17 protein-coding genes, 1 pseudogene and 1 riboswitch are annotated in these 19,049 nt (G+C 32.5%); of the genes and pseudogenes, 10 read left to right on the top strand and 8 right to left on the bottom strand.

Annotated features, from left to right (window positions below; translation table 11 throughout):
• Nucleotides 1-257 precede the first annotated feature (257 nt).
• Nucleotides 258-980, bottom strand: coding sequence for a YoaK family protein (locus ABF633_RS18790; RefSeq protein WP_415525897.1), 723 nt, complete (start codon nt 978-980; stop codon nt 258-260).
• 338 nt (nt 981-1,318) lie between these two features.
• On the opposite strand from ABF633_RS18790, the gene ABF633_RS18785 reads away from it, so the two are divergent.
• Complete coding sequence (locus ABF633_RS18785; protein WP_415525895.1) at nt 1,319-2,269, top strand: LysR family transcriptional regulator; 951 nt, start codon at nt 1,319-1,321, stop codon at nt 2,267-2,269.
• A gap of 288 nt (nt 2,270-2,557) precedes the next feature.
• On the opposite strand, the gene ABF633_RS18780 is transcribed toward ABF633_RS18785, so the two are convergent.
• On the bottom strand, nt 2,558-3,139 hold the full coding sequence (locus ABF633_RS18780; protein WP_415525893.1) for a TetR/AcrR family transcriptional regulator: 582 nt from the start codon (nt 3,137-3,139) through the stop codon (nt 2,558-2,560).
• Nucleotides 3,140-3,341: 202 nt separating this feature from the next.
• On the opposite strand from ABF633_RS18780, the gene ABF633_RS18775 reads away from it, so the two are divergent.
• The 8 genes from ABF633_RS18775 to ABF633_RS18740 all read left to right on the top strand — a co-directional run bounded on the left by ABF633_RS18775 (nt 3,342) and on the right by ABF633_RS18740 (nt 12,843).
• Complete coding sequence (locus tag ABF633_RS18775; RefSeq protein ID WP_415525891.1) at nt 3,342-3,977, top strand: flavodoxin family protein; 636 nt, start codon at nt 3,342-3,344, stop codon at nt 3,975-3,977.
• 14 nt (nt 3,978-3,991) lie between these two features.
• Nucleotides 3,992-5,188, top strand: a complete 1,197-nt coding sequence (locus tag ABF633_RS18770; protein WP_415525889.1) for an MFS transporter — start codon at nt 3,992-3,994, stop codon at nt 5,186-5,188.
• 232 nt (nt 5,189-5,420) lie between these two features.
• On the top strand, nt 5,421-6,224 hold the full coding sequence (locus ABF633_RS18765; protein WP_415525887.1) for a nitroreductase family protein: 804 nt from the start codon (nt 5,421-5,423) through the stop codon (nt 6,222-6,224).
• Nucleotides 6,225-7,207: 983 nt separating this feature from the next.
• Entirely contained in the window at nt 7,208-8,353 is a 1,146-nt protein-coding gene (locus ABF633_RS18760) for an aldo/keto reductase (RefSeq protein WP_415525885.1), read from the top strand.
• A gap of 203 nt (nt 8,354-8,556) precedes the next feature.
• Complete coding sequence (gene larC / locus ABF633_RS18755; RefSeq protein WP_415525883.1) at nt 8,557-9,993, top strand: nickel pincer cofactor biosynthesis protein LarC; 1,437 nt, start codon at nt 8,557-8,559, stop codon at nt 9,991-9,993.
• A 103-nt stretch (nt 9,994-10,096) separates the two neighbouring features.
• The gene (gene larE / locus ABF633_RS18750) at nt 10,097-10,903 is read left to right on the top strand and encodes an ATP-dependent sacrificial sulfur transferase LarE (protein ID WP_415525901.1); all 807 of its coding nucleotides are present in this window, start codon (nt 10,097-10,099) and stop codon (nt 10,901-10,903) included.
• 117 nt (nt 10,904-11,020) lie between these two features.
• On the top strand, nt 11,021-11,767 hold the full coding sequence (larB, locus tag ABF633_RS18745; RefSeq protein ID WP_415525881.1) for a nickel pincer cofactor biosynthesis protein LarB: 747 nt from the start codon (nt 11,021-11,023) through the stop codon (nt 11,765-11,767).
• A gap of 53 nt (nt 11,768-11,820) precedes the next feature.
• Complete coding sequence (locus ABF633_RS18740) at nt 11,821-12,843, top strand: HoxN/HupN/NixA family nickel/cobalt transporter (RefSeq protein ID WP_415525899.1); 1,023 nt, start codon at nt 11,821-11,823, stop codon at nt 12,841-12,843.
• A 115-nt stretch (nt 12,844-12,958) separates the two neighbouring features.
• Here the strand turns inward: ABF633_RS18740 and ABF633_RS18735 are convergent, their stop codons facing one another.
• From ABF633_RS18735 to chrA, 5 genes are all read right to left on the bottom strand, one after another.
• Nucleotides 12,959-13,795, bottom strand: a complete 837-nt coding sequence (locus ABF633_RS18735; protein ID WP_415525879.1) for an energy-coupling factor ABC transporter ATP-binding protein — start codon at nt 13,793-13,795, stop codon at nt 12,959-12,961.
• A gap of 14 nt (nt 13,796-13,809) precedes the next feature.
• Nucleotides 13,810-14,586 (bottom strand): cobalt ECF transporter T component CbiQ, encoded by a 777-nt coding sequence (gene cbiQ / locus ABF633_RS18730; protein ID WP_415525877.1) that lies wholly within the window; start codon nt 14,584-14,586, stop codon nt 13,810-13,812.
• A 3-nt stretch (nt 14,587-14,589) separates the two neighbouring features.
• Nucleotides 14,590-14,970 (bottom strand): hypothetical protein, encoded by a 381-nt coding sequence (locus ABF633_RS18725; protein WP_415525875.1) that lies wholly within the window; start codon nt 14,968-14,970, stop codon nt 14,590-14,592.
• The gene (locus ABF633_RS18720) at nt 14,954-15,649 is read right to left on the bottom strand and encodes an energy-coupling factor ABC transporter permease (RefSeq protein WP_415525873.1); all 696 of its coding nucleotides are present in this window, start codon (nt 15,647-15,649) and stop codon (nt 14,954-14,956) included. The genes ABF633_RS18725 and ABF633_RS18720 overlap by 17 nt, the downstream gene beginning before the upstream one ends.
• A 237-nt stretch (nt 15,650-15,886) precedes the next feature.
• Nucleotides 15,887-16,082, bottom strand: a riboswitch (cobalamin riboswitch).
• A gap of 203 nt (nt 16,083-16,285) precedes the next feature.
• On the bottom strand, nt 16,286-17,581 hold the full coding sequence (gene chrA, locus ABF633_RS18715) for a chromate efflux transporter (protein ID WP_415525871.1): 1,296 nt from the start codon (nt 17,579-17,581) through the stop codon (nt 16,286-16,288).
• A gap of 313 nt (nt 17,582-17,894) precedes the next feature.
• Between chrA and ABF633_RS18710 the strand changes: the two are divergent.
• Nucleotides 17,895-17,975: pseudogene (locus ABF633_RS18710) on the top strand (4Fe-4S binding protein); the annotation flags it as partial.
• Between the two features lie 25 nt (nt 17,976-18,000).
• Here ABF633_RS18710 and ABF633_RS18705 read toward each other — a convergent pair.
• On the bottom strand, nt 18,001-18,612 hold the full coding sequence (locus ABF633_RS18705; RefSeq protein ID WP_415525869.1) for a TetR/AcrR family transcriptional regulator: 612 nt from the start codon (nt 18,610-18,612) through the stop codon (nt 18,001-18,003).
• Nucleotides 18,613-19,049: the final 437 nt, after the last annotated feature.

The raw sequence follows: 19,049 nt of genomic DNA, 5'->3' as shown, positions 1-19,049 counted from the left end.
ATGGCTTACTTGGCGTTGAACTCTCACTTGAAGAAAAGCAGAGAACCAAAATCTTCGATTTTGTGTGAATCGCTTTCGCTGTGTGCAAGCAGAGAACCAAAATCTTGGATTTTGTGTGAATCGCTTTCGCTGTGTGCGTGGGAGACTTACGCCAAGTTAGTCAGGTTAAAATTTGTTGAAGAAGTAATATATGAATGGAAAAAGGTGAGGGGATACTATTAATTGTCAGTACAAAATGACTTCACTAGATCTTCAATCTAGTGTGAAGTCATTTTTACATTCTCTATATGCAATAAAATCAGAGAAAATATAAGCAGAATGTCAGAAGCCCATACTGCATGAGGCCCAATAAAAAAGGTTAGAAATCCGCCGCAAAAAGCTCCTAATAAAAATGAGAATACAATTGCAAAGTAACGAAGAGATTTTATAGACGCTTTATGATCTTTTTTTGTAAAAGCAGTGTAAGCAGCTATGGAAGCCGAACGCAAATTACCCGTGCACATGGTGGTGGCATAGGGGGAATCAACCAGTTTTTTAAAGGAAGCAAATTGGAGTGAAGTGACAAAGGAAATTGTAACGGTTGCAATAGTATTTAAAGCACCAGAGGGCACAAATCCTACAAAAAAAAGTATTACTATTTCAACAACTAAGATAAAACGTTCAGGATGCCCTATGAAAAAAATGTATGAATTTTTTTTGATGGTTTCAAAAACCATAATTCCTACTATAAATGCAAAAATAGGTAATGCCTGTATTAAAGCCTGTCTATAGTTCTTATTAACAGCCTCTATGGCAACTAAAACAAGATTTCCTGTTTGAGCGTTAGCAAAAACGCCACCCCTTCCAATATAGGTATAGGCATCCAAAAATCCTCCAACTGTTGCTAGAAGTATTCCAAGCAGAAGGGATTCAGAATTAATACTAGGCAGATGTATTTTTATTTTACTCTTTTTCACTGAGTCAATGTGCTCCATAATCAATATTTTAATAGCTCCTTTCAATAATGTATTATATAGTGTAATCTACAGAACTAATAATTTATCCCATGACTACCTAATCTAATACTTTCATCGCACTTTGTTTATATTATACTTTTATTTTAGTTATATGCATAATACTATTAATATTATATAATCAATAGGATAAAGCTATATTAAATAAAGTTAGTATCATTTTGATTGTCAGATAATCAGCAGTTCATCAATAATACGGAATTTCCTTTATAAAAAAATATGGGTAAATCTAGTGATATGAAATTTTCTAGGGATTATTTAATAAATGTAGCATTACAAAATTGAATGCAAAAGGAGAGGGTTATATGGATTTTCATCAATTGGAGTATGTGATATCTATAGCAGAAGAAAAGAGTATTTCTAAAGCAGCAAAAAAATTGTATATATCTCAGCCTTCCTTAAGTCAGTATATTATAAGATTGGAGGATAATTTAGGCGTAAAATTGTTTGATAGAACAGCAAGCTCCATTAATTTGACTTTTGCAGGAGAGCAGTATCTTAAAACGGCTAAAAGTATTCTCAATTTAAATAAACAATTAAAAATGGAACTTAGTGATATAGCTGGTTCAAAAAAAGGACGTCTTACAATTGGGATTCCAAATCAGGCAGGAAGGCATATATTGCCATTAATATTGCCGCAATTTCATAGAAGATTTCCACAAATAGAAATAGACATTGAAGAAGATGTAACAATGCAGTTAGAGGAAATGCTTATAAATGGTAAAATAGATATTGCCATATTAAATCTTCCAATACAGCATGATAAATTTTTATATGAGATTATATCAGTTGAAAGAATATTTCTTGTGGCTCCGGAAAATCACAGTATTTGTTCAAAAGTAGGATCAGAAAATCAGCATGAGCTTCATTTTAGCTGTTTACAAAATGAAAATTTTATCATATCAAAACAAGGGCAGAGAATGAGACTTGTTGAAGATGAAATATTTCAACGTGTACAATTCAAGCCTAACATCATTCTTGAAATTGAGAATCTTGATACTGCACATCGCATTGCTGCTGCAGGGATGGGTTTTACTTTTGTACCAGAAAATGTTATATGGCTTTTAAATACAAATAAATATGACAATTATTTCTTAATAGATGATATGACCTTTACACTTGTTATAGCTTATAGACCAGGAGAATATCTTTCAAAGGCAACCCGTGAATTTATTACTATTGCAAAGCAGACTATGGATTTAAATAATAGAATGAGAATAAATAATAATAGAGTTTATAGCAAAATTTATACTTAGATCCCTGATATTTATTTAACTCTGTCCTAGAATTAATCCTAAGAGGTCTCCAATGCAAAAATGAAATTTCAGATTAATTTTTATATTATATAAAGGGACTGTTTGAAAAGTAAAATTTTGATTTTTCTAATCTAGTATTATAATAATCCTTACATATAAAAAAGAACCTCCAGATCTATTTCCTAGTGAGCTGAGAGGTTCTTTTGCTTATATTTTATAATAAATACATTCTCATATTCATATATTTAAGTGTTTCTTTGAAATTTACTTTTTCAATGTTTAGCTTTTCTAAGAATTTAGCTTGATCCCTTCAAATGCATAATTTATTAATTCTCTTACGAAAATATCATCAAGTGCATCCCCAGTTATAAGGAGTCTATAGAATATTGGGGACCAAATTAAATCCATAGTCAACTCTATATTCAAATCCTTTCTCAATTCCCTCCTTAAAATTCCGCGTTCCAAAATTTCTTTTGAAATATTTCGACGTGGCTTAAAATACGCCTTACGGTATATATCAGCCAGTTTTGGATCAAACTGTCCTTCAGCTATTATTTCAGCAATTATACTTCCCTTCCTGCTCATTAGAAATTTTACAAAATTATTTACCTGAATAAACATATCCTCAATAGTTGATCCTGTATCAGGAATTGGCAGCTTCTCACTGGTAGCATTTAGAAAAGCATCTATAACAACAGCAGCTTTATTTGGCCACCATTTATAAATAGTAGCTTTGCTGACTCCAGCTTTTTCAGCAATCTTTTCAACAGTTATTGATGCAAAACCATTTTCTATTAATAAATCATATGACGCATTAAGAATATCTGTTTTTGTTTTTTCACTACGAGGGCGTCCTAATTTTTTATCCATTGTAAATTATACCTCCTGTTATATTAAAATGTATTTTAAAAACTATACGTATATTATACATTAAAAAATTTTAAAAATATACTTTACAATACTGAACGTTTAGTATATTATATAAATATAAACTAAACGTTCAGTATTTGTCTATGAAAAATTGCAATTATTATAGTGAAAAAAATCAAGATTATAAAGGGAGGAATTTTTAATGAAAGTTGTAGCTTTTAACGGAAGTCCTGCTAAAGCAGGAAATACTTATCATGGAATAAAAATAGTTATTGATGAACTTGAAAAAGAAGGTATAGAAACAGAAATAGTTCATGTAGGGAATAAACCTATTAGAGGATGTATTGCTTGTAAAAATTGCACAAAAAATAAAAATGGAAAGTGTGTTATTACTACTGATCCAGTTAATGAATGGATTGAAAAGATGAAGGAAGCTGATGGAATAATTTTAGGGTCACCAGTTCACTATTCAGCAATTGCTGGGGCAATGAAATCATTTTTAGATAGAGCTTTTCGTGTGGCAGAAGCCAATGACAGTATGTTAAGACATAAAGTTGGTGCAGCAGTAGTAGCAGTAAGACGTGCAGGTGGGATTCCAACCTTCGATCAGTTAAATAACTACATTAATCATTCTGAAATGCTTATACCAACTTCAAATTATTGGAATGTTATTAACGGGACAACACCAGGAGAGGCAATGCAGGATGAAGAAGGTATTCAAATAATGAGAATACTGGGTAAAAATATGGCATGGCTTATGAAGCTGATAGAAAACGGTGAAGGAATTGTAAAGAAGCCTGAAATGGAAACAAAAATATTTACTAATTTTATTCGTTAAAAGGAGTGGAAATTATGGAAAGCTTAAATAATGATTTTGTGGAAAATAAAGTGGAAAATAAACCTGTACTAAGTAATTTATTAATTATGGTTATGGCTATAGCTTGCGGGCTCACTGTAGCAAATTTATATTATATACAGCCGCTTCTTGCAGATATAGCTAAGACATTTAATGTCAGTGAAACTAGTGTGGGCTTTGCAGCAATGCTTACACAGATAGGATATGCAGTTGGAATGATATTTATATTACCCCTTGGAGACATAAAAGAAAGAAGAAATTTGATAACTATAATGCTTTTATTTTCAATACTCTCTCTTACAAGTATGTTTTTTTCTCATAATATATTTATGGTGATAATTTCTTCTTTTGCAGTTGGATTTACTTCAATTATTCCTCAACTTATTATACCTTTGGCTGCTCAGTTATCAGATCCAAAGGAGAGAGGTAAAATAATAGGCACAGTAATGAGTGGTTTATTAATTGGTATATTAGTATCACGTACATTCAGCGGTATTTTAGGCGGATACTTAGGATGGAGAATAGTATATATTATTGCAGCAATTATGATGATAATTCTTATGATAGCTTTAAGAAAATTAATACCAGTAAGTAAACCTGTTTCTAACATTAAATATACTGAATTATTAAAATCAATGTTTCATTTAATAAAAAAGGAACCTGTTTTAAGAGAAGCTTCTATTAATGGAGCCCTGATGTTTGCAGCTTTCAGTGCATTTTGGACATCACTTATATTTTTACTTGGAAGCTCTCATTACAACATGGGTCCCCAGGCAGCGGGTTTATTCGGATTAGTTGGAGTCAGCGGTGCTTTGGCAGCTCCTTTAGTTGGAAAAACGGCTGATAAGAAAGGTTCTAGATTTGTTATAGGAATATGTTTAGTTGTTATAATAATTTCTTATATATTCTTTCTTCTATTTGGATTTAAAGTATGGGGATTGATTATAGGAGTTATATTACTTGATTTAGGAGTCCAATCCGGAAATGTTTCCAATCAAACCAGAGTGCATTCTTTAAATGAAGAAATGCGTAACAGAATTAATACTGTATATATGGTAAGCTTTTTTCTAGGAGGAGCATTGGGTTCTTTTCTGGGATCTTACAGTTACTCACACTTTGGATGGTATGGAGTTTGTATCTTTGGAATAGCAACTCAAATTATAGCAGTTATTGTCCATAAAACTGCAAAATAATTTTATTAATTTAAATTTTATCCGATGACTACCATCCGTAATACTCCCATCGCACACAGCGAAAGCGATTCACACAAAATCCAAGATTTTGGTTCTCTGCTTTTCTATCAAAGTGGGAGATAACGGATGCTACGTCCCTGGATAACGATTTCTAAGTTTCAGCTCGAGAAAAAAACTCCACCTGAAACAAAGAACTCTGTTTATCAGAGATTATTATTGGGAGGAATAAGAAATGAATTTAATAACTGTAGATCAAGAGAAATGTATCAAATGCGGAATTTGTGTAAAGGAGTGCCCCGTGCAGGTATTGAGAATTGGGGAAAATGGTCCGGAAGATATTTGCCCCGAAAAATGTATTGCCTGTGGGCATTGTGTAGCTGTCTGTCCAAAAGAAGCTATGGATAACATAAAAACACCATTAGTTGATCAAAAAAGTTCAAAAAAGTTTCCAAAATTAAGTCCTGAAGAAGCAGAAAATTTTCTTCGTTCAAGACGTTCAATACGATCTTATAAAGAAACTTCAGTTCCAAGAGAAAAGTTAGTAGATCTTGTCAATATTGCCCATTTTGCTCCTAGTGGACATAATTTACAAGGTGTATCCTATATTATCATAGATGATAGAAAAATACTTGATAAAGCTGTTGAAATTACTGCCGAGGAATTAAAAAATGATAAGACATTGAATGGAAAATTTGATGATTTTGTTAAAGTGTATACTGAAAATGGAATAGATACTATTTTAAGAGGAGCACCTAGTCTTGTCCTTGCAATTGCAGATGCAGATTTTCCAAGAGGGAGAGAAAACTCCATTTTTTCACTGACGTATATGGAGCTATATGCACCAACTCTTGGATTAGGCTCATGCTGGGCAGGTGTATTTGAAAGGATCGCTCTTAAAGACAATTCCCCAATGCTTGAATTATTTAATATACCTAAAGGCAAAAAAATAACTGGAGCTGTTATGGTAGGCTACCCAAAATATAATTACCCTAGATTAGTAGAGAGAAATCCATTGAAAGTCAATTTTTTACCCTAAATAATTAATATAATTATCATTAAACTTAAAGACAAAGTAAAATAAAAAAACATTTTTACTTTGTCTTTACTTTTTAATCTAAATTGGACTGCAAAAAAATTTCTTTCTTCTGCTATTCTATAATTACTATATATCGTGAACTACTCTAACTTAAAGAAGTAAGAGCTTCCTGCTTCCTAGAGTTCGTAACCTACACTCTCCACAGGCTTGAAATCCCCTTGCACCGAGGGTAATGAACGTAATGCTCTGTATACGAGCCTTGAATATTTTACGTAGGGAAGGCATAGCTTGGTTATCGCATTTTCATATTCTCCCTACAACCATATATATTCAGTTTACAAAGAGCAACTAACATTTATATTATACCTAAAATAATGATAATTATACAAATTTGATTAATATAAATGGTATCAAACCATTTATATTAATGTGCTATCCATCTCCAACCTATAGAGGATTGGAGATGGATAGCACATTAGGTTAAACTTTTAAAATATTTCTAGTCTTTCTTTGATTGATTTAAAAATTTTACGAAAATTTTATAAATTTTATAAATATACTATTGACTTAGAGTTCACTCTAAGATTTATAATATTTTTATGCTGAGATTTATTACAAAATAAAATTATCTTCAATTCGGCAATTTATCTAGGAAATCATTTATCCGATGACTACCATCCGTAATACTCCCAGCTTCTATCAAAGTGGGAAAAGCAGAGAACCCAAATTTTAAATTTGGTGTGAATCGCTTTCTCTTTAGAGTATAAGGTCTGCTACGTCCCTGGATAACGACTTCTAAGTTTCAAGTGGAGAAAAAACTCCACCTGAAACAAAGAATTCTGTTTATAATGCGTGATTTTCTATTCAAAAAATTTCATAAACCAATCTAGTAAGATCAATACTTACAAGGATTATTTGCCGAATATAGGATTATAAAAATTGTAATTAGATTTCGATTATTTATTTAGGGGGATGGTTTTATAATGTTATATAGAAATTTTGGGAAAACTAATGAAAAGGTTTCAATATTGGGTTTTGGATGTATGAGACTTCCACTACTTCCTGGGGGAGACGCAACCCAAATTGATGAAGAAAAATCTATAGGACTAGTTCGTAGTGCAATTGATAGAGGAGTAAACTACATAGATACAGCTTACCCTTATCATGGAACAGGAATGGGTCAGGGCGGTGCCAGTGAGCCCTTTGTAGGAAGAGCATTAAAGGATGGATATAGAGAAAAGGTTAAATTAGCTACTAAACTTCCTAGCTGGCTCATACAGACAAGAAGTGACATGGATAAATACTTAAATGAGCAGCTGCAGCGTCTTCAAACAGATCATATAGATTTTTACTTAGTACATTCACTTAATCGTAACGATTGGGAAAGACTAAAAGAAAATGGTATTGATGAGTTTTTGGATTCTGCTATAAAAGATGGCAGAATAAAATATGCAGGCTTTTCATTTCATGACAAGTTGGATCTCTTTAAAGAAATAGTGGATTATTATGATTGGTCATTTTGTCAGATACAATACAACTATTTAGATGAGGAGTTTCAGGCTGGAACAGAAGGCTTAAAATATGCTGCTGAAAGAGGCCTGGGAATTACAATCATGGAGCCGCTTAGAGGTGGTAAACTTGTGAATAATCTTCCACAGGAAGCCAAAGATGCCTTTAATGAAGGGGATACAAAGAGAACACCAGCAGAATGGGCATTAAAATGGATATGGAACCATCCTGAAGTATCAGTTATTCTAAGTGGAATGAATTCAATGGATCAGATTACAGAAAATATAAAGGTAGCTAGTGAAACAGAGGCAAATTCATTAACAGAAAAAGAATTAAAGTTAATTGATAAAGTAAATAACATTATTAAAAGTAAAGTGAAGGTTAGCTGTACAGCCTGTGCATACTGTATGCCATGTCCAGCAGGTGTCAATATCCCGGGATGCTTCAGTGCCTATAATAATTATAGTATGTTTGGTAAAGATGAAGTATATGATATGATGATTAGAAGAAGAAATCAAACTGCATCAAATTGTGTAGAATGTGGGAAATGTGAGACTCATTGTCCACAGGGAATCCCTATTCGTCAGGAATTAAAAAGGGTTAAGGCACTATTTGATTAAAATTTCTATATAATTATTAGTAAAGGCTTATTTGTTGTAAAACATAGTACAAATAAGCCTTTACGTAATGAAAAATTACTACCTGATAATTTTAAGAGTGGGCTCATTGCTAGGAATATTTAAATAACAACATTGCGTAAAGGGCAAATATTAGTTTACAATTAAGGTATAAATAAATCTTACTTAATATTGGAGAGTATAAAATGAGAGTATTATATTATGATTGTTTTTGTGGAATAAGCGGCGATATGAACTTAGGAGCATTAATTGATTTAGGGGTAGATGAGGAGTATTTGATAAAAGAGATTTCAAAACTTAAATTGGACTCTGAATATGAAATACAAATTAAAAAAGATATTAAAAATGGTATAATGGGAACTAAGGTAGATGTGATTCTAAAAAATCAGCACAATAATGATCACCACCATGTCCAACAGGCACAGCAGACAGAAGATGAACATTATCATGGTAGTGAACTTCATCATAGTCACAATGAGGAGTCTGTTCATAATCATTATCATGAAGTTGGAAATGATAATCATGAAGAACATAGCCATAGTCACTATGAAGTGGCTGGACAGAATCACCAGGATGAATTTGAACATGATCATGACCATCATCATGGAGAGTTTGAGCCTGGTCATCATGACCAAACTGAATCTCATCATCATGAGCATAGAAATTTGAAGGACATTGAAAATATAATAAATAGAAGTGATTTAAGTGAAACAGTGAAAAAAACAAGTTTGCATATGTTTATGAAAGTAGCGGAGGCTGAGGCTGAGGTTCATGGAAAATTCCTATATGAAGTGCATTTTCATGAGGTGGGTGCCATAGACTCCATTATAGACATTGTGGGAGCAGCTGTAGCATTAGATTATTTAAAGATAGATAAAATTATTGCTTCAACTGTTCAGGTAGGAGGCGGATTTGTAAAATGCGCTCACGGGGTTATACCTGTGCCTGCACCAGCAACTGTTAAGATATTAAAGGGTATACCGATAAAATCAGGTATAGTATCTTTTGAAACTACTACTCCTACAGGAGCAGCTATTTTAGCTTCAAATGTTAAGGAGTTTACAGATAAAATAGAATTTTCAATAGACAAAATAGGATATGGACTTGGAACTAGAAATCTGGAAATACCCAATGTGTTAAGAGTCTATTTGGGAAAAGAAGAAAGCAAGGAAGAAATAGAAGAACAATATATACTGGAAACTAATATAGATGATATGAATCCGGAATTATATGGCTATGTGGAGGAAAAACTCTTTCATAGAGGCGCTTTAGATGTATTTAAGACCCCTATCATTATGAAAAAAGGAAGACCAGCCATAAAGCTGAGTATACTGGTAAATGCCAAGAAAGAAAAAGATGTTCTGGAAGTAATTTTTAAAGATACTACCTCCATTGGAGTCAGAAAGTTTAAGGTTGAGAAAATAATGCTTCATAGAGAATTTTCCAAGGTTAAAACTAAGTACGGAGAGGTAAATGTGAAAAATTCCTATTATGAAGGTGAATTGGTAAAATATAAGGCTGAATATGAAGATTGTAAGAGAATAGCAGAAGAAAATAATTTACCTATTGCCAAGGTTTACAGAGATATTCATAAGGCTATAGAAGAAAATAATAACTTATAATCCGAAACATGAGATCGTAATAATTTGTGAAGAATTAATAATCAGTGAAATTAGGACGATTATTGATTTGATATGTATAATACATAAGGATAGAGGTGATATAATGCTGAATAATGAAAAATATATAAATTTGACTAATTATCTAAAAGAGTTGGGAAAGGTAGTTTTAGCTTTTTCCGGTGGAGTAGACAGTACGTTTTTACTTAAGGCAGCAAGAGAAGCTCTTGGTGATAATATGAAAGCGGTAACCATACTTTCACCCTATATTCCTAAATGGGAAGTGGAGGAAGCAAAACAATTAGCAGGTGAATTAGGTGTAGACTATGAAATCATAGAAGTACCTATTATAGAAGAAATCAGAAATAATCCTGAAAACAGATGCTATCTTTGTAAAAAGGCAGTATTTAATATGATTGACAACATTGCTAAAACACAGGGTTACAATTATGTAATTGATGGGACAAATCTTGATGATATAGGAGACTACAGACCAGGATTAAAAGCTCTAAAGGAGCTAAATGTAAAAAGTCCATTACTAGAATGCAAACTTACTAAATCAGATATAAGAGGTTTTTCCAAGGAATTAGGTCTAAAAACTTGGGATAAGCCATCCTATGCATGTCTTCTAACTAGAATACCTTATGGCGATGAACTAAAAGTAGAAGATTTTGAAAAAATTGAAGAAGCTGAGAAGTATATGATGAAAATAGGCTTCAGAGCAGTCAGAGTAAGATGCCATGGAGATCTTGCCAGGGTAGAGGTTGATAGGAAAGATAGATCTAGATTATTTGATGAAAAGTTAATAGATGATATTTCTAACAAACTTAAAGAAATTGGATTTAAATACGTAACACTGGATATGCAGGGATATAGAGTAGGCAGCCTTAATGAGGTTATGGTGGGAAAATAAATTTAATGTAAATAATATATTTTGAGAAAGCTTGACAGTGAAGGAAGGGAGGCAAATTTTAGTGGGAAGTGTAACTGTGTATTAATTTATAATAGAACTTCTCACTAAAATTAAACAATGAATAAAGAGGATATAAGAAATCTGCTTGAAGATGTGAAAAATAATAAAGTTGAAGTAGAAGAAGCCATGAAAAAAATTGAAGATCTTCCCTTTAAGGATTTGGGTTTTGCTAAGATTGACAATCATAGAGAGATAAGGGTAGGATATCCTGAGGTAATATACTGTGCTGGTAAAACAGTTGAGCAAGTAAAAAGTATCATTGAATTTATGCTTACAAAGGATAACAATATACTAGCTACCAGGGCCAGTGAAGAAATGTACAATTCGATAAAAGAAATATGCCCGGATGCAAGGTACAATAAGCTTGGCAAAACAATAAGCATTAAAAAAAGAGAAGAAAAGCTTACTGATAGCTATATTGCCATAGTTTCAGCAGGAACCTCTGATTTGCCAGTGGTGGAAGAAGCAGCGGAAACGGCAATGATATTTGGAAATAAAGTAGAGAAGCTTATAGATGTAGGAGTTGCAGGTATCCACAGATTATTTTCAAAATTAGATGTTATAAGAGGAGCAAAGGTTGTTATAGTTGTGGCAGGAATGGAAGGGGCCCTTGCCAGTGTAGTGGGAGGTCTTGTAGACAAACCAGTTATAGCAGTACCTACTAGTGTTGGATATGGAGCAAACTTTAAAGGACTTTCGGCTCTATTATCAATGCTAAATAGCTGTGCCAGCGGTGTCAGTGTGGTAAATATAGATAATGGTTTTGGAGCTGGATATAATGCAAGTATTATTAATAAGTTATAAAGTGATCATTAGTAAATGACATTTGTGTTTATACGGGATAGGAGGGGGTTAAAATAAATCTTAAATTGAATAAAAATACTAAATGGATTTATTATGCAATAGTAGTGGCAATACTGCATATAGTGGGTATAGCAATACTAGTGGCTCATGCTGGCAAATATCCTGAAATGCTGGGGTTTGGTTTTCTTGTATATACTCTTGGACTTAGACACGCTTTTGATGCAGATCATATAGCTGCTATTGATAATACTATTCGTAAATTGACAGAGCAGAAAGAAGAATCTACAGGTGTTGGATTTTTCTTTTCACTGGGACACTCTTCCGTAGTATTCATAATGGTAATAATAACTACCTTCTCAATGAAGTGGGCTCAAGGAAATATTCCACAAATAAAGGAGATTGGAAGCGTAATTGGTACCTCAGTATCTGGGGGATTTCTTTTACTTATAGGAATATTGAATTTATATATATGGTTTGATATTTATAAAATTTTTGGAATTACACGCAGCGGCAAATATAATGAAGAACAATTAGACAAGCTTTTGCTGAATAGAGGTTTTATTTCACGGTTTGGAGGTCCGCTTTATAGATTTATAAATAAAAGCTGGCATGTCTACCCAATGGGTTTTTTATTTGGACTTGGATTTGATACTGCTTCAGAAGTGGCACTTTTGGCTATCTCAGTAAATGCTGCAACTCAAGCTGTTCCCATTGATCTTCTAGTGGCTTTGCCAATTATCTTTGCAGCAGGAATGAGTCTTATGGATACTGCAGACGGAGTATTCATGACTAATGCATATAGTTGGGCATTTTCAACGCCTTTACGTAAAATATACTATAATTTATCCGTTACCGGAATATCTGTAGTAGCAGCACTGTGTATAGGATTTATTGAATTAACTCAAATATTGGCTCCTAAGCTTGGGCTAAACAGTGGTATTTGGAAATGGATAAGTGATCTTGATTTCGGAAATATTGGGTATTTGCTGGTGGGTTTATTTGTTCTGTCCTGGGGATTGTCCTATTTCATATGGAAGAGATTAGACTTAGAAAAATCAAGCACCACAGGGGTGTGAAATTCTATATAAATATAAAATTAAGCACCCACTGGGGTGCAATTTTTTTTAATGATGCAATTTTTCATATTTTCCCAAATTTACACCTCAGGGGTGCAAATTCTGGAAATTTGTTTTAGAGGTGTTTGATAGATTTTTGAAAAAGTTTTCTAGCCTGTCCAATAGTAAGGGGTAATTCATCTGCTTTTATTAGTCCATCCTTTACGAGAAGCTCCACTAGATGAGTTACTCTAGGCAGGCGAAGATTAATACTGCGTATAGTTTCTCTATTGCTGAACACCTCTGATGTAGTTCCAGATAGGACAACTTCACCTTTACTTAAAAGATACACTTTATCTGCAAGAATGGGAACTATATCCACATCATGTGTTGCAAATATTAGAGTTATCCCCAAGTCTTTGTTAATAGAGTTAAGCAAGTCTAAAAGATCACTAACACCTTTTGGATCTAGGGCAGAGGTAGGCTCATCCAGTACCATAACTTCAGGTTTCATAGCTAGTACACTGGCAAGGGCTATTCTCTTTTTTTCACCGCCGCTTAAATTATGGGGACTTTTATTTATATAATCAGACATTCCAACAACCTTAAGTGCCCAGTTTATAGATTCATCCAGTTCTTTTCCCGATATTTTCATATTCATAAGTCCATAGGCAATTTCCTGCCTCACTGTGGAGTTAAATAGCTGATCGTCTGAATCTTGAAATACCATACCTACATTTTTACGAATGGCAGGCAAATTTTTCTTAGTAGTAGTTAAGCCTCCTATGGTAACTGAACCAGAGGTAGGGGCAAGGAGACCGTTGAAAAGCTGAAACAGTGTGGATTTTCCAGCTCCATTTGGGCCAAGAATGGCAACTCTGTCGCCTTTATTAATCTTAAGGTTAACATTTTTTAAGGCTGAGTGACCATCATTATAAGTATAGGTGACATTAGATACGTTTATAAGTTCCATAGTTTAATTCCTTTCTATATAAAGATATTTATCAGCACTAAAATTACTAGCACAATCCCCCATAACACTCCATAAATAATATGAGAAGAGGGTATTGCATCAACATAAAAATTACTGCTAATACTATTTTCATTATAACCACGGGAAAGCATGGCATTATAAATCTTAATACTTTTGTCTAAAGACTTAATGAGTACGTGGCCTGCTATATTGCCGGTATCCTTAGCTCTTGATAGCCAAGAGGTATTGTCACTCATACGACTAAGCTGGGCTCTGCGCATATTGTAGGCAGTTTCTTCCAATATAAATACATAACGATACATCATGGCGGCTAAGTCTATTATAGTATTTGGTACTTTACAGAGTCTAAGTGTCTCCAGAATTTCTATCATTGGAGTGCTAAAAGAAAGAAGAGAACCTAGGGTGACTGCTGTCATAATCCTCAGTAAAATTAGAAAACCTAGTTTTAAACCTTCATAATATCCATATATATATATTTTATCAATATGGATAGCAAAAATAGCATGAGTCCCATTGGTGAATATAAGACTTAAAAATACTAGCCAAGCTATACTAAAGGGCATTAACAGACGTTTAGCTAAATTTTTAAAAGGAATATGCAGGATAGGAAAAATAGCCATAGCGGCTAGCCATATTCCTGCAACTAAATACCATTTTGTAAGACAAGCAGCCACAATAATAGTACTTAAAAATGCAATGGTTTTTACTCTTCCATCTAGATTATGTAGAAAGCTGTGTTTTTCAGATATAATCTTAAAATCTTCTAACATAGTCTAATCTTCCTTTAAATTGTTATCTTTACGTTTTCCAAAAAGTTTATCCCAGTGATGCCCAATTATTATTCCAGCAAACAAATTGGTAACAGAGAAAGCTCCCACCTGTGCATCTCCTGGTAATTCTAGAAGAGGGTGATGGTTTTCGGTGGCAAGAGTATTGACCTTATCATCAGTACCACTGGCCTCCATATTGTGTTTAGCCATATAAGTGCTTGATATGACTATAAAAGTTAAAATTACACACATAATTATAAGTAGGGTTTTTGTAAAAGAATCAAACCATTTTACTTCAGCAACAGGGGATTTCTTGTTGTTAACTTCTGAATTTTTTATAGTATCATGATCAGAAGGTTTTTCAACATTAAGCGTTGATTTCACTATCACGTACCTCCTTTTTAGCAGCTTTTTTCAAAATTCCAGGTAATAAGTCAGGACGACGACTTGCCATTGCCTTAAGTACAACTGCTGTGAATACAGCTTCAGCTGCAGCAAGAGGTAGTTGAGTTGGTCCATAGCCCATAAAGAATATCATCCACTGCTTAACTAGAGGAATATTACCATGGAGACTAATTGCAAGTTCAAAGGCACTGGCAAGATAAGTAACTATATCACCTACAAAACCAGCTGCTCCGGCTGCAAGCCAAAGGGGACCGTTGAATTTTCTTAAAATCTTCCAGCAGAAATAACCTGAGAATCCTCCTGCAATTCCCAGGGAAAGGGTATTGGCACCAATAGTTGTTATACCTCCATGACCTAGGAATATAGATTGGAAGAAAAGTACAATAGCTGAAATTACCGCCGTTGCAAAAGGGCCTACTAAGATTGCTGCAAGGGCTGTACCACAGGGGTGAGAGCAGGAACCTGTTACAGGTACGGGCAAGTGCATACAGGAAATAATAAATACTCCTACTCCAACCATGGCAAGAAAAGGTTTGTAATATAGGTTTTCATCAGCCCTCCTTTTAATTTCTCGAACTCCAGGGACTATAAAGGCTGCGCTGGCAGCATACATGGGTACCCAGGTTGCTGGGGATAAAATACCGTCTTCGATATGCATTGTAAAAAACCTCCATTTAATAAATATAAATTTTGTTTTGCCTGTTTTGCTAAATTAATAAATAGAGACAGCATGGCTAAGTATAAATATATATAATTATAGGTATTTTATTAAAGATAATTATTAAAATGTAATTGAACGCTAAAAAGCCTTTTAGTCCAACGGCTAAAAGGCATAGATATCCTATATAATTATATAAAAGATACTCCAGTCACCTCTCTATCTTCCGTAGAGCTTATTTGGCGAAGAATTACAGGCAGGTCTTCTGACTCAAGTATCATTACCCTTATAACCTTTCCAGTTTCCCAGTGGTATATCTATAAGGATTCCTCTATTACAGCGGCGGGACCGTGAAGGAATTTCACCTTTCTTCCCTTTTAGGCATATGAAAATAAATAGTAAGTCAAAATAGACTAGCATACTGACTAGTTATTTATTTGAATGTGCCTTAAATTAAAGTATAAACTGATAAAGGTCATTGTATGTTTTATTATATCCAGAGTTTACACTTTAGTAACCTATAATTAATAATATTAATTTTGCTTTAAGTATATAATAGTTTAAAAAGTAAAGCAATTTATTTTTAATGTACCTTTTCTAGTGCTATTGCATACAATATAAATTCTTATACTATCGTTATTTTAAATAACAAATTATGAGATATAATATTGTACCGCTTAATATTACTAACTTAGAATCTAATTTAGCAAATTGCAGCATAATAAAGGATAACACAAATAATATTACAGTGTGAACATCAACAAGAGCATGTCTTCCCGTATTTATTACTATTAATGCCATAATTCCAACAAAAGATGAAAGCAATCCACTTAATATAGGATTTACTAAACTATATTTGTTAATTTTTGTATAAATTCTAAAGGTGATTACTACAAAAAGAAAAGATGATGCATATATTGATAGAGTTCCAACTACCGCACCTATCATTCCCATAGCCTTATATCCTACAAAAGTAGCTGTAATAGTTACCGGACCAGGTGTCATTTGACCCAGTGCAACACCAACCATGAACTGATTGAGGTTTAACCAATGATGTGTGTTAACAACTTCTTGCTGTATTAGTGGAATCATTGTAAAACCATTGCCAAATGCCAATGCTCCAATCCTAAAAAATGTTACTGCAACACTTAATAGTTCTCTATTAAAGGCAGTTAGAATAAAAAACAGTAAAATTGTGATACAAATTATTATGATATTTTTCCACTGTATTTTAGTTTTCTCAATTAGATTTGTATTTTTCATATCTTCTGTACTTTTAGGAATAAGAATTATTCCCATCAGTGCTGAAATAAATAAGATTAAAAAAATGTTATTATATAATATTGAAATTATAAAGGCGGTGACAGCTATTATAATTGTTGGAATATTAGTAGTTGTTGTTTTGGCCAAATCCCATACAGCATTTAATATAAGTGCAACAACTACAGCTCCAAGTCCTTTAAATAAAACATTTACAAATGCTATATTTTCATACTTAAAATATAGCGATGACAGCACTAACATAATAAAAAATGGTGCAAAAATAAAACCTATGAAACTTGCTAATGCACCTGATAATCCCCTTAATTTATAACCTACATAAATAGAGAGAGAAACAAAGGTTGCCCCAGGTATTAATTGTGCAATTGCAAGTCCTTCAAGAAGTTCTTTTTCAGTAATCCAATTCAACTTTTTTACAATGTCTTTTTTTGTTTCTATTATCATGGAAGGACCAAAGGCTGTAAATCCTATTTTAAAAAATAAGAAAAATATTTGCATTAAATTAATATTGCTATTAGTTTCTATGTAGTTCCTATCACTTATGTCTATAGAAAGTTTTTTTATCTTTCCTGAATATCTTTTTATTTGTTCTTCACAAAATTCTTTATCTTTAAACTTTAGTTCGATATGTTGACAACCACAATTACACATATCTATTCTCTCCTTATTATTATAACTAGTTTTTATTAATTATACTTCAGTATTATATAAAATCAAATCATTGCTTATATTCATTTATAATCATTTTTATAGCTTAATGTTCTCTTTAATCATAGACTTGCAATTAGATCTATTTGATATACAAAGTGATTCTAGTTATAACAAGATTACCGTGATTTTATATATTTGTTTTGAACTGTTATATAAAATTTGTAAATAAATTGTTAACTTTATTTGTGGGGATAATTCCAATATATGTATTAAGCATAGAGTAGAAATATTACTACTTTATGCTTAATGATGGAATAGAAATGGGTGTATACAATGTGGCGAATGTTTAAATGCTTGTAAATATAAAGCATTAAGGAGAAGCTGGAAACAGTAAAAATATTTGAGGAGATTACCTTAAATCATCTCTTCATAATTCCATAATACATCAGTGAAAAAAAGTCCTTTGCCAGTTTTGGATTGTTTTCTAGTTTATCAAAGCTGGAAGGATTATTTAGGAAATAATATCGTATAGCATCTGTATAATACAGTATTGATTCTGTAGAAATGTCTTTATCAATAAGACCTTCCTTTTTTCCCTGCTCGAAGAGTTTAGTAAAGCCATCTTCTATTTTTTTATAATTATCTTTACCTATATATTCTATAGCAAAATAACCAGGTGCACTTTCTGGTGAATTATTGTGTACGGATTCTACTAAGAAATGCATGGAAAAACTTTTGCAAAAATTGATCTTTGACATCAATAATTTCTCTATTTTAACCTTTACAGAATCATTGCTTTCTAAGATATCCAAGGTTTCAAGCATATTAATATTTACAAGCTTTTTTAATAGCTCATCCCTAAGATTTTTTTTACTAACAAAGAAATTATATATGGAAACCTGTGAAACAGAAGCTTTTTTTGCAATTTCAGCAATACTCACTTTGTCATATCCAAATTCTTTAAATAGTTCTAAAGCCGCATCTAATATAGCTTCTTTTTTATCTTCACGTCTTTTTTCAAAGCCATTCATCTTTACATTCCTCCCAGGATATGAAATATATTTATAATTATATTACAAAACTATTGCATTTTCAATTTTAATAAAATATAATATGAAATATAAAGAGTGATTTATTTCATAAATATTATAATTACTTAAAGAAAAAGTCCATATATAGATGCTATGATAGTAATTATGTTATCTTTATGAAAACATAATTCTCAAAGGAAATTAAGTATAATTGGAAAAATTGCATCAATGGAAAATATTGCACCCATGGAAGTGTAATATTTAGAAGTTTTTTCACAAGCTTCACCTACATTATAGAGGGCGAAGTATGCTAATACATTATCAATTATTATTAATTATCAATATCATCAATAAATTGATAATAATAAAATACAAATTAAAGATATTTTAACCTGACTAACTTGGCGTAAGTCTCCCACGCACTCTGTGAAAGCGAT

This window comes from Clostridium sp. (assembly GCF_047718555.1).
Classification (GTDB): Bacteria; Bacillota; Clostridia; order Clostridiales; family Clostridiaceae; genus Clostridium_I.
The sequence above is the reverse complement of the archived record's forward strand: the minus strand, read 5'-3'. Positions and strand labels throughout refer to the sequence as shown.